Genomic DNA, 11,998 nt, shown 5'->3' on the forward strand with positions numbered 1-11,998 from the left:
ATGTTGAATAAGCCATATCACGTTGATCTCGCCGCTCTTATGAGAGTGTATGAGACCAATTACGCCAAACTGAATGCATTGCTGCCTGGGCAACCCAGCGTGGGGGATGTGCGCTCTTATCAGGTGGCGTCTATGGCTTATCAGTTAGAGGTGAGCGAAGTCACCAAGTACACAACACTCATCGACGTATGCCAATGTGACGAACAGCCCGTTTTTCCACTTCCGAGGATGACGGTGCGTCTCTATCACGATGCTCGCGTTGCAGAAGTGTGTGCAAGCGAGCAGATTTCACGGGTCTTTGCTCGTTATGATTATCCCAATACAAAAATGGCGCAAAAGGACGAAAAGTTTCAACTTAACCAATTCTTAGGTGAGTGGCTTACGTTCTGTCTAAAAAACGGTATCAGCCGAACGCCAATTTACTAAAACAGTGTAGAGAGATTTAACTGGGTTATATTTTGAAATTGTCCTTAGATTCAAGTCGCGATATCAAACTATTGCAGATTACAGACACGCATTTATTTGAGCCTGAAGACGGATGTCTGTTGAGCGTTAACACCTTTGAGAGCTTCAAGGCTGTGGTTAATGCTATCCGTTCAAATGAAATTGAATTTGATGCTATTTTGGCTACCGGTGATATTTCTCAGGACCATACTGCTGTGTCATACCAGCGATTTGAAGATGGAATCGCATTGCTAAAGAAGCCATGTTTCTGGTTGCCGGGTAATCACGATTTTAAACCGGAAATGCACAGCATTCTGCCTTCTACTCAAATTCAGACCACTCAGCACGTTGTTCTTAACGACAAATGGCAGATCATTTTATTGGACAGCCAGGTAGAAGGTGTTCCCCATGGTCGACTGAGTGAGGAGCAGCTTGCCCTGCTTGATGCAAAGCTGAGCGAATACCCAAATCACAAGACGGTTGTCTTACTTCACCATCATCCTGTTTTGGTGGGGAGCCACTGGCTTGATCAACACTCTTTAAAAGACGCCGATGCGTTTTGGTCGATATTGAGCAAGTACGATAAGGTTGAAGCCGTATTGTGTGGGCATGTACATCAGGACTTCGACGTTATTTATCAAGGTGTTCGAGTTGTTGCTACGCCTTCAACTTGTGTTCAGTTTAAACCTAATAGCGATGACTTTGCGTTAGATAATCTTTCTCCGGGCTGGCGTATGCTGACACTGACTCACTATGGTGAGTTAGAACTAGAGGTGGGTCGCCTACCTGATGGAGAGTTTCTTCCAGACTTCTCTGCTGGGGGGTATTAGTCGAATGTCCGCTAAGCCATCGCTTCTGCTTTATATCCATGGTTTTAACAGCTCTCCTCAGTCACACAAAGCCAATGTGATGATTGAATGGTGCAGGGCTAATCGACCAGATATCAAAGTGGTTGCTCCGCAGATGCCATGTTACCCAAAGCTGGCAGAGTCGTTTTTGTTGGAAACCATTGAAAAATATCAGCCCGATTATCAAATTGGTCTGATTGGTAGCTCGCTAGGGGGCTATCTGTCGACCTGGCTGAACAGCTTATACGGATTCAAAGCGGTGTTGGTGAACCCTGCTGTGAAACCTTATGAGCTACTTGCGGATTTTCTGGGTCCACAGACTAATCCTTATACGCAGGAAGAGTATGTGTTGGAAGGCAAACACATGGACGAACTCAAAGCGCTTGATGTGGATGAAATTAAACAACCTTCTGACTTTTGGTTACTTCAACAAGAAGAAGACGAAGTATTGGATTATCGTCAGGCTGTAGAGCGATATCAGGGGGCTAAACAGACCGTAGAGGCAGGGGGAGATCATAGCTTTGTGGACTTTGAAAGATACCCCAAACAAATCATTCAGTTCCTCAACCTCTAAGCTTTGTAGCCCATAAAATCAAACATGCATGGGTAGATAACCCAAGTGGGGATGGGGTCATAATTTTGAGGTTAACTTCTCGCAGTCACTTGACATCCCCTTGTCTGTTCCAGACTATGTTCCATCATAGTTTTATCATTGTGCTTTTGATGTCTTTTTCTCCAACTAGGCGCAATTTTCCACAATGTCATCAAAAAACTTAACAATCACGCATCAAGGTGCTGATTGCATTCTAATCATTTTGAGTATTAATCCGTATTATGACTGAACAATATAATGCGAAAGACCTGTCCGTTCTCGAAGGTCTCGACCCAGTACGACATCGTCCTGGTATGTATACCGAAACTGAGCGACCTAACCACCTTGCCCAAGAGGTTATCGATAACTCAGTCGACGAAGCACTTGCTGGGCATGCAAAGAAGATAAAAGTCATTCTCCACAACGACCAGTCACTTGAAGTGATCGATGATGGTCGTGGTATGCCTGTCGACATTCATCCGGAGAAAGGGATCTCGGGTGTTGAACTTATTATGACCAAGCTTCATGCGGGTGGTAAGTTCTCCAACGACAACTACAAATTTTCTGGTGGTTTGCACGGGGTAGGTATTTCCGTTGTAAACGCCCTGTCTAAACGCGTAGAAGTAACAGTCAAGCGTGAAGGGCATGTACATGAAATCGCTTTTGAAAACGGTAATACAGTCAGTGACCTCACGGTAACAGGCACTTGTGGTCTGCGTAACACCGGAACCTCTGTTCATTTCTGGCCAGATGCCAAATATTTCGATAGTGCCAAATTTTCTGTGCTTCGACTGGTTAACAACCTGCGTGCTAAAGCCGTTCTTTGTCCCGGTCTAGAAATCACCTTCAGTGACAAGGTGAACAATGAAGAACATAAATGGTTCTATGAAGATGGCTTAAAAGACTACCTTGCAGAAGGTGTGAAAGGCTACACGGTTCTTCCGGAAGAGCCATACATTGGTGAGTTTTCTGCCGAAACCGAAATGGCGAATTGGGCAGTTATCTGGCAGCCGGAAGGCGGCGAGATGATCACCGAAAGCTACGTTAACCTGGTTCCAACCAAACAAGGTGGTACCCACGTAAATGGTTTACGTCAGGGACTTTTGGATGCCATGCGTGAATTCTGTGAGTTCCGCAACCTCTTGCCACGTGGCGTGAAACTCACCGGTGACGATGTTTTCGACCGTTGTTCTTACGTACTGTCGATTAAAATGCAGGACCCTCAGTTCGCGGGGCAAACCAAAGAACGTTTGTCCTCACGCCAGACCGCCGCATTTGTTTCTGGTGTCGTTAAAGATGCGTTCAGTCTATGGCTGAATGAAAAGCCTCAACTGGCAGAGCAATTGGCGGAACTGTGTATTGCCAATGCCCATCGACGTATGCGCGCCAGCAAGAAAGTGGTGCGTAAGAAAGTCGCATCAGGACCGGCGTTACCCGGTAAGCTGACCGATTGTTCCGTACAAGATCTAAATCGTACCGAAATCTTCTTTGTGGAAGGGGACTCGGCGGGCGGTTCTGCAAAGCAAGCCCGTGATCGTGAGTTTCAGGCCGTGATGCCACTTCGCGGTAAAATTCTGAATACTTGGGAAGTGTCCGCAGATCAGGTTCTTGCTTCTCAGGAAGTGCACGATATCTCAGTCGCTCTGGGTATTGACCCTGATAACGATAACCTTGAAGGGCTTCGTTACGGTAAGATCTGTATCCTTGCCGATGCGGACTCGGATGGTCTGCACATCGCAACCCTGCTTTGCGCATTGTTTACCCGACATTTCCGAGCGTTGGTTGAAGCCGGGCATATCTATGTTGCGATGCCGCCACTCTACCGTATCGACTGTGGTAAAGAAGTATTCTACGCGCTTGATGATGACGAGAAAGAAGGCATCCTTGAGCGACTTTCTAAGAAAAAAGCCAAAATCAACGTGCAGCGATTCAAAGGTCTGGGTGAGATGAACCCGCTTCAGTTGCGCGAAACCACCATGGATCCAAACACTCGTCGATTGGTGCAGCTCACTATCGATGACAGTGACGCGACCATGGAAATGATGGATATGTTGCTTGGCAAGAAACGTGCGGATGACCGCCGTACCTGGCTACAAAGCAACGGCGATTTGGCTGAGGTTTAATAGATGTCGACAGAAATTACTTTTGATGGTGTTGAACAACTGCCAATGCGCAGGTTCACCGAAGACGCCTATCTGAATTACTCCATGTACGTGATCATGGACCGGGCTTTGCCTTACATTGGCGATGGTTTGAAGCCTGTTCAACGACGCATTATTTACGCAATGTCGGAACTGGGTCTTTCCGCTGCGGCGAAATACAAAAAGTCAGCGCGTACTGTTGGTGACGTATTAGGTAAATACCACCCACATGGTGATTCCGCTTGTTATGAAGCCATGGTATTGATGGCACAGCCATTCTCTTATCGCTACCCGCTGGTGGATGGTCAGGGTAACTGGGGTGCGCCGGACGATCCGAAATCGTTCGCTGCTATGCGTTATACCGAAGCCAAACTGTCTAAGTTTGCTGAAGTTCTGCTTGGTGAGCTAGGTCAGGGTACAGTTGAATGGCAACCTAACTTTGACGGCACAATGAAAGAGCCGCAAATGCTGCCAGCGCGTTTGCCCCATATCCTTCTGAACGGTGTTACTGGTATCGCAGTTGGTATGGCAACTGATATCCCACCGCATAACGTTCGTGAAGTGGCGGAAGCAACGATTCAACTGATCGACAATCCAAAACTTGAGCTGCAAGATGTGATGCAGCATGTACAAGGGCCGGATTACCCGACTGAAGCGGAAATCATTTCACCGAAAGCCGACATTGAGAAGATCTACCGAAACGGTCGTGGCAGCATCAAAATGCGTGCGGTCTGGTCAAAAGATAACGGTGAAATCGTCATTACGGCGTTGCCTCATCAGGTATCTGGTGCCAAGTTGCTAGAACAAATTGCTAATCAGATGCGTGCGAAGAAACTGCCAATGGTGGACGATCTTCGTGATGAGTCGGATCACGAAAACCCAACACGTATTGTCATCGTACCGAGATCCAACCGTGTAGACTGCGATCAATTGATGAATCACCTGTTTGCATCCACCGATCTTGAAAAGAGCTACCGTGTAAACCTCAACATGATCGGCTTGGACAACCGCCCTCAGGTTAAAGGGCTGGTGATGATTCTGAAAGAATGGATCGAGTTCCGCCGTGCGACTGTTCGCCGTCGTTTGCAGCATCGTCTGGACAAAGTGCTTGCGCGTTTGCATATCTTGGAAGGTCTGTTGGTCGCGTATCTTAACCTGGACGAAGTGATTGAAATCATTCGTACAGAAGACGATCCAAAAGCAGTGCTAATGTCTCGCTTTGGAATTACCGATATTCAAGCCGATGCGATTCTGGACACCAAACTTCGTCACCTTGCCAAACTGGAAGAGATGAAGATTCGCGGTGAGCAGGAAGAGCTGGAAAAAGAGCGTGAGAAGCTGGAACTTCTGCTAGGTTCTGAGCGCCGTCTGAATACGCTTCTGAAGAAAGAAATCAAGGCAGATGCCGAGAAATTCGGTGATGATCGTCGCTCTCCAATTGTAGAGCGTGCGGAAGCCAAAGCGCTGACAGAACGTGATCTCATGCCAAGTGAACCGATAACTGTCGTACTTTCTGAGAAAGGCTGGATTCGCCATGCCAAAGGGCATGATGTGGATGCAGAAGGCTTGAACTATAAATCCGGTGATAAATATCTGGCGCATGCTCGTGGTAAGAGTAACCAGCAAGCGGTGTTCTTGGGAACTGACGGGCGAAGCTATTCACTAGAGTCCCACTCTTTGCCTTCAGCTCGAAGTCAGGGGGAGCCGATTACCGGTCGTCTGAACATCACAGCAGGTACTACCATCAGCCGGGTCATTATGGGTGAGGAAGAGCAGCTATGGTTAGTCGGGTCTGACGCAGGCTACGGATTTGTCTGTAAGGGCAGCGACTTGCTATCTAAGAACCGTAGCGGTAAAGCTCTGGTGAATCTCCCGCAAGGGTCTGAAGTGATGACACCAAGTGCGATAGCGGATCTTGATCAGGATGAAATTCTTGCGATCACTAACCAAGGTCGAATGTTGATCTTCCCAATGAAAGATTTACCTCAGCTAAGCAAAGGTAAAGGGAACAAGATCATCAATATTCCTTCCGCCAAAGCCAAATCTCGTGAGGAAACCGTTTCTCATCTGATGTCGTTGCCAAGCGGTGTATCAGTGACCATTTATGCGGGTAAGCGCAAGCTTGGTCTGAAACCGACGGATCTAGATAACTTCCGAGGTGAGCGTGGTCGTCGTGGCAGCTTATTACCGAGAGGCTTGCAACGCGTAACCCGAATTGAGGTTGAAAACCAAACTCAGCCCGATGAACCGGAAACGGAAAGTAACGCAGAATAAAAAAATCCCCGGCTATGACCGGGGATTTTCTTTTATAAGTTCAGGTTAATTAACCTTGTGGGTCGTCTCCGACAAGTACATTCAGTATGATCTCTTCGCCTTTTCGGAGCACCTTCATCTTTACTTCGATGCCCGGGCGTAAGCCGGTGACTATCTCCAAGACACTGTCGCGACCATTCACTTTAGCGCCACCAATTTCCAGAATCACATCCTGACGCTCAAATCCTGCCTGATCTGCTGGGCTGTTGGGAGTAATACCCATAACGATAATACCACCAACATATTCGCGTCCTAATAGGCGAGAAGACACTGAGTTAATGTCTTGTCCGTCAATACCGATATAACCGCGAATAACTCGACCATCGGCGATGATTTTTTCCATCACTGCATTAGCCAGCGAGTATGGGATGGCAAAAGATATCCCATAGGTTTCTACATTTGTGGCTTGTTGGAAAGATGCGGTATTGATGCCAACTAACTCGCCTTTGGTGTTCACCAAAGCACCGCCGGAATTGCCTCGGTTGATTGCGGCGTCTGTTTGAATAAACGGTTGCCGACCATCAGCACTAATCGATGAGCGCCCTGTCGCTGAAATGATGCCAAACGTTGTGGTCTGCCCAAGGTTATATGGATTACCAATCGCCAATACTACATCACCGACTTTTGCCTGATAGTTTGAATTCAGCGGAATGACAGGAAGGTTATTACCTTCAATACGCAGAACGGCTAAGTCTGTTCTACGATCTTTACCCACTAGCTGGGCGGCAGAATAGCGACCGTCTTGAAGGGCAACAACAATCTGATCGGCGCTGGCAATTACGTGGTAATTGGTAATGATATAGCCTTTTTCACTGACGATAACGCCGGAACCCAAATCTTCAACAATGAATCCGCGTTGCGCGGTATCACTTTGTTTTCGACTGTAGATATTAACGACGGCAGGACCGGCACGACGCACTGCGTGGCTGAATGACACCTGAAGACTTTCAAATTCTGATGGGGAATTGGTTGTTGTGACCTCAACTGCCGCTGTCCGCAAAGAAGGAACAACCGTAAGTAGCAAACCCGCTGTAAGCAGACCTAATAATGAAGAGCGTAAAAGGACTTTCCACATATCATCCTCAGAGTGGGCGCAATAAGACTGGGGGAAACCCATAACAATTTGATTATATTAAGAAGGAAAGCATAGCACTGATTAGTAAGAGGATGCCAGTGCCCGCTATGTCAGCGGTCTGTCAATATGTTTAGCGTTTCTCCTTGTTGAATATGCATAAATAGCAGACATAAAAAAGGGAAGCAGTATTTCTGCTTCCCTTTGTGATATGAAAATCTTTACCTTACAACAAGATAAAGCGTTCTGTCCCCACGTTGAATATTGAGGGCTAACACACTTGGGTTATCTTCCAGGATAGTTCTTAGCTGACCAAGATTTTTAACGCGTGTACGGTTAACGCCAATAATGATGTCACCTTCTTTTAGCTGATAAGCATCGGCAGGTGAACCTTTTTCTACTTTGGTGACTTTCACACCTTGCAGATCGTTACTGGCATCCGTATTGGATAACTCGGCTCCTGTTAGGCCTTCATGCAACTTATCTGCACGAGTTTTAGTGTCACCAGCTTCTTGCAGAGTTGCATCAAATGTTTTGTTCTTTCCGTCACGAATAACACCAATGGTGATCTCGCGACCCGCTCCCAACGTAGCGATTTTGGCGCGTAATTCGCTGAAGGTGCTTATGGACTTACCGTTAAGCGAAACGATAATGTCGCCTGCTTGCAAGCCAGCTTCATCCGCTGCACTGTCTGGCACTACCTGACTTACGAATGCCCCTTTAATCGACTCATAACCAAGAGCTTCAGCAAGCTCAGAGGTGATTTCACTGCCTTGTACTCCCAACAGACCACGCTTAACCTCACCAAACTCAAGAATCTGACCTGTTAGGTTTTTCATCATGTTGGAAGGAATGGCAAATCCAATACCCACGTTGCCACCATTAGGTCCAAGGATCGCGGTGTTGATACCGATCAGTTCGCCATTCAGGTTGACGAGGGCACCACCGGAGTTACCACTGTTAATGGCTGCGTCGGTTTGGATGAAGTTCTCAAAGTTTTGCACGTTGAGCCCGGAACGACCCAGCGCAGATACTATGCCCGAAGTCACGGTCTGACCTAGACCGAATGGGTTACCGATGGCGACCGTGAAATCACCGACTCGAAGTTTATCTGAATCAGCAATAGCAATTTCGGTTAGGCTTTCAGCCTTTTCCAACTTCAGAAGTGCCACGTCAGACATTTCATCTCCACCGATGAGTTCTGCGTCGTATTCACGACCATCGTGTAACTGGACACGAATTTCGTCTGCGCCTTTAATCACGTGATAGTTGGTAACAATGTGACCTTTTCCGGCGTCTATAACAACACCAGAGCCCAAGCCACGGAATGGACGTTCTTGCACCTGTTCCGCTGGGAAATCAGGTCCAAAAAAGAATCGGAATGCTTCAGGTACGCGCTGAGTCGCAACCTGCTTGCCTTCAACCGCAATGCTGACAACCGCTGGGGTTACTTTTTCCAGCATAGGGGCGAGGCTAGGTAACTGTTCACCACTTACGGCTGCAGGCAATGCCGCTGTTGCAGGTAGTGGTGCGATGATTGAACTTAAGCTTAATGTTAATGCACTTAAAACAAGCAAAGGTTTTTTCATCATAAGGCTCCTCTTTGATAGGTGAAGATTATGACTCAGTAACCTAGATAAAGTTCAATCATCGATTTTTCAAGTATGGAAGAACTAAGAAACCTTCTCTGCGGGCTCAGCCGCTGGTGAGTTAACGATTTCTTTCTCTTTATCCTTCAAAAGCCCTGTCGCTCCATGAGCATAATCTTTTGGTTGTTGCTGATCATCAGACTCAGGAACAGGCGCTTCTTCAGTATGTTGAGCGATTTTCTTCACAAACGGGTTGTCTTGCTCCGGCACACTAGGCAATAACTCGGTTGAGGTTTTCGCCATGTGCTGGTACAGCTTGGTGTAGTCTTTTCCTAGCACATCCAACATTTCGGCGGTTTGAGCAAAGTGGTCCGCCAATTCTTGTCTTTGTTGCTCCAATTCAAACTTGGACTTTTCCAGTTCCTTCTGAATGGACTTCTGTTTATTAGCGTCAGGTGTCATGAGTTTTGCCAGAAAATAACCGGCAATCAATCCGATCACAATCCCAATGACAATGTACATCCCAGGCATAAGTGCTCCTTTATCATCGTTACAGTTGGCTGTGTTTTTTGTATGTAGTCTGGTGAGTTGTGGCGTAGAGACGCCTAAAATACACGCAGTTATGTTATTGGTGTGTTACACAACCGAAGGCTCATGGTACTATGAGTTCAGAATACGATAAAGAAAAAGCGTCCTCTGTTTGTCCCGATAATTCGACAGTTAGCTTTTTGTACGTCTTGCTATAATCTTAATAATATCAACACCATTGATGCCCCAGGACTGAATGTAGTTTCCAATGACACCGAAACATAAATACCAACAAGATATAGAAAAAAACGGATTTTCCGTTGACCCTGCCCAACAGTTAGCGGTTGAAAAGCTGGATACCCTTTACCACCAGTTCCAAGACTATTTGAATGCGCCAGTGCAACCCATATCAACGTGGCAAAAGCTGATGGGGAAAAAGCCTCAGTCACCAGAGCCTCCAAAAGGGCTTTATTTCTGGGGAGGTGTCGGCAGAGGTAAAACTTATCTGATGGATACGTTTTATGAAGCCTTACCCGCGGAAAAGAAACTCAGAGTGCATTTTCACCGGTTTATGTATCGCGTGCACGACGAACTCAGGGCTTTAGGAGAGGTGTCTGATCCCTTGGAAAAAGTGGCTGATGTATTAAAAGCAGAGGCAGACATCATCTGCTTTGACGAATTTTTCGTTTCAGATATTACTGACGCCATGATTCTCGGGACTTTGATGCAGGCACTATTTGCCCGAAATGTTGTATTAGTAGCAACGTCCAATATTCCTCCTCATGACCTTTATCGCAACGGCTTACAACGTGCTCGTTTCTTACCAGCAATCGCATTAATTGAAAAAAATTGTGAAGTACTGAACGTAGACAGTGGCATTGATTATCGGCTCAGAACACTAGAACAAGCGGAAATCTTTCACTACCCATTGGATGAAGACGCCACGCTGAATCTGAAAAAGTACTACCGACAACTGGTTGGAGACGGTCACAAAGAAGTTCTGAGTATTGAGGTGAATCACAGAGACGTGGCAGTTCTCAACTGTCATGATGACGTACTAATGGCATCTTTTGAGCAGCTTTGTGAATCCATGAGAAGCCAGAATGACTACATCGAAATGTCCCGTGAATATCACACTGTTCTTTTGGCTGATGTGAAGCAGATGGGTAAAACCAACGATGATGCAGCACGTCGTTTTATCGCGTTAGTGGATGAGTTTTATGAAAGAAACGTAAAACTCATCATTTCATCAGAAGTAGCACTCGAAGAACTGTACACAGAAGGGCATCTGAACTTTGAATTTAAACGTTGCCAGTCACGTCTAATTGAAATGCAAAGTCATGATTATTTAGCAAAAGAGCACTTACCTTAGTCAGTAAAATACCTCAGTTCACGCACTTCCAATCGCAACGAGGAAAAAAATACGTTTTTTGGTGAAAAAAAGGTGATTTTTTCCTCACTCTTCTCTATAATCCTGCGACCTACCGTTACTGCAGGCCTCTGGCAACACAGAGATTGTAGCTAAGCCGAGGGTTATCAACACTCGAAGGGGTGCTTAATGAAGCCCTTAGACAGTGGGAGCAAGTCATTGTTCCTTAAGTGTAAATTTTTTAATAGGTAATTATTAGCATGAAAACTTTCGTTGCTAAACCAGAAACTGTAAAACGCGACTGGTATGTTGTAGACGCAGAGGGCAAAACTCTAGGTCGTCTAGCAAGTGAAATTGCATCTCGCCTACGTGGCAAGCATAAAGCTGAGTACACTCCTCACGTAGACACTGGTGATTACATCATCGTTGTTAACGCTGAGAAAGTTGCTGTTACTGGTAACAAAGCTAAGAACAAAATCTACTACCGTCACTCTGAGTTCCCAGGTGGTCTAAAATCAATTTCTTTCGAAAAATTGATTGACCGTAAGCCTGAAATGGCTCTTGAGCTAGCGGTAAAAGGCATGCTACCACGTGGTCCTCTTGGCCGTGCTATGTACCGTAAGCTGAAAGTTTACGCTGGCGCTGAGCACAACCATGTTGCTCAACAACCACAAGTACTAGACATCTAATCGGGGATTATGAAAATGGCAGAGAACCAATACTACGGCACTGGCCGTCGCAAAAGCTCAGCAGCTCGTGTTTTCATCAAACCAGGCAGCGGCAACATCGTAATCAACAAGCGTAGCCTTGATGTTTACTTCGGTCGTGAAACTTCTCGCATGGTTGTTCGTCAGCCACTTGAGCTAGTTGAACTGACTGAAAAGCTAGACCTATACATCACTGTTTCAGGTGGTGGTATCTCTGGTCAAGCTGGCGCGATCCGTCACGGTATCACTCGCGCTCTTATGGAGTACGATGAGTCTCTACGTCCTGCTCTACGTGCAGCTGGCTACGTTACGCGTGACGCTCGTTGCGTTGAACGTAAGAAAGTTGGTCTACGTAAAGCACGTCGTCGTCCACAATTCTCTAAGCGTTAATCTTT

General features: G+C 46.4%; 11 protein-coding genes. 8 read left to right on the forward strand and 3 right to left on the reverse strand.

What is annotated here, in order from left to right; translation table 11 throughout:
• From RH89_RS00125 to parC, 5 genes are all read left to right on the forward strand, one after another.
• Entirely contained in the window at window positions 1-426 is a 426-nt protein-coding gene (locus RH89_RS00125; RefSeq protein WP_004397685.1) for a DUF1249 family protein, read from the forward strand.
• Between the two features lie 32 nt (window positions 427-458).
• Entirely contained in the window at window positions 459-1,274 is an 816-nt protein-coding gene (gene cpdA, locus RH89_RS00130) for a 3',5'-cyclic-AMP phosphodiesterase (protein WP_004397686.1), read from the forward strand.
• A 4-nt stretch (window positions 1,275-1,278) separates the two neighbouring features.
• Window positions 1,279-1,866, forward strand: a complete 588-nt coding sequence (yqiA, locus tag RH89_RS00135) for an esterase YqiA (RefSeq protein WP_004397688.1) — start codon at window positions 1,279-1,281, stop codon at window positions 1,864-1,866.
• A 260-nt stretch (window positions 1,867-2,126) separates the two neighbouring features.
• Window positions 2,127-4,007, forward strand: a complete 1,881-nt coding sequence (parE, locus tag RH89_RS00140; protein WP_004397690.1) for a DNA topoisomerase IV subunit B — start codon at window positions 2,127-2,129, stop codon at window positions 4,005-4,007.
• Window positions 4,008-4,010: 3 nt separating this feature from the next.
• Window positions 4,011-6,299, forward strand: coding sequence for a DNA topoisomerase IV subunit A (parC, locus tag RH89_RS00145; protein WP_004397692.1), 2,289 nt, complete (start codon window positions 4,011-4,013; stop codon window positions 6,297-6,299).
• A gap of 49 nt (window positions 6,300-6,348) precedes the next feature.
• Here the strand turns inward: parC and degS are convergent, their stop codons facing one another.
• The 3 genes from degS to zapG form a co-directional block, all read right to left on the reverse strand.
• Window positions 6,349-7,413 carry an outer membrane-stress sensor serine endopeptidase DegS gene (gene degS, locus RH89_RS00150; RefSeq protein ID WP_004397694.1) on the reverse strand — a complete coding sequence of 355 codons (1,065 nt, stop codon included), beginning with the start codon at window positions 7,411-7,413 and terminating at the stop codon, window positions 6,349-6,351.
• 218 nt (window positions 7,414-7,631) lie between these two features.
• A complete protein-coding gene (locus tag RH89_RS00155; RefSeq protein ID WP_004397696.1) occupies window positions 7,632-8,999 on the reverse strand; it encodes a Do family serine endopeptidase in 1,368 nt (455 codons plus the stop codon).
• Window positions 9,000-9,083: 84 nt separating this feature from the next.
• Window positions 9,084-9,530 (reverse strand): Z-ring associated protein ZapG, encoded by a 447-nt coding sequence (gene zapG / locus RH89_RS00160; protein WP_004397698.1) that lies wholly within the window; start codon window positions 9,528-9,530, stop codon window positions 9,084-9,086.
• A 265-nt stretch (window positions 9,531-9,795) separates the two neighbouring features.
• Here zapG and zapE point away from each other — a divergent pair, with 265 nt between their 5' ends.
• The 3 genes from zapE (at window position 9,796) to rpsI (ending at window position 11,993) form a co-directional block, all read left to right on the forward strand.
• Window positions 9,796-10,899 (forward strand): cell division protein ZapE, encoded by a 1,104-nt coding sequence (gene zapE / locus RH89_RS00165; RefSeq protein WP_004397699.1) that lies wholly within the window; start codon window positions 9,796-9,798, stop codon window positions 10,897-10,899.
• Between the two features lie 257 nt (window positions 10,900-11,156).
• On the forward strand, window positions 11,157-11,585 hold the full coding sequence (rplM, locus tag RH89_RS00170) for a 50S ribosomal protein L13 (protein ID WP_004397700.1): 429 nt from the start codon (window positions 11,157-11,159) through the stop codon (window positions 11,583-11,585).
• 15 nt (window positions 11,586-11,600) lie between these two features.
• Window positions 11,601-11,993 (forward strand): 30S ribosomal protein S9, encoded by a 393-nt coding sequence (gene rpsI / locus RH89_RS00175; RefSeq protein WP_004397701.1) that lies wholly within the window; start codon window positions 11,601-11,603, stop codon window positions 11,991-11,993.
• The last annotated feature ends 5 nt before the right edge of the window (window positions 11,994-11,998 follow it).

The sequence above is a fragment of the Vibrio nigripulchritudo ATCC 27043 genome (assembly GCF_000222685.1).
Classification (GTDB): domain Bacteria; phylum Pseudomonadota; class Gammaproteobacteria; order Enterobacterales; family Vibrionaceae; genus Vibrio; species Vibrio nigripulchritudo.